The organism is Kitasatospora sp. SC0581, assembly GCF_048159585.1.
Lineage (GTDB): Bacteria > Actinomycetota > Actinomycetes > Streptomycetales > Streptomycetaceae > Kitasatospora.
On the sequence record NZ_JBLRWA010000247.1, the window covers coordinates 1 to 359 of the forward strand.

General features: G+C 69.9%; 1 pseudogene. It reads left to right on the top strand.

Annotated features, from left to right (window positions below):
- Positions 1-347: pseudogene (locus ACLWS4_RS37975) on the top strand (SAM-dependent methyltransferase); the annotation flags it as partial.
- Between the last annotated feature and the right edge of the window lie 12 nt (positions 348-359).

Here is a 359-nt window from a genome sequence, read left to right on the forward strand (position 1 = left end):
TCATCACCTGCGTGGCCGCCATCCACCACCTGCCCTTCGCGGAGGCCCTCACCCGCTTCCGCCGCCAACTGGCCCCGAACGGGACCCTGGTGGTCGTCGGCGTCTACCGCCCGCACACCCGCAGCGACTTCCTGATCGACGCCATCGCCATCCCCGCGAACGTGGCCATGGCCTGGCTCAATAACAAGGGCCGAAGAGCACCCTGGCCACCGGCGATGACCGCACCGACCGCACCCGCGACGATGACCTTCACGGACATCACGAGCGAGGCCCGCCGCATCCTTCCCGGCGCCCGCCTGCGCCGCCGACTGTTCTGGCGCTACACCCTGGTGTGGCACCGACCCTGACCAGCAGCGAAC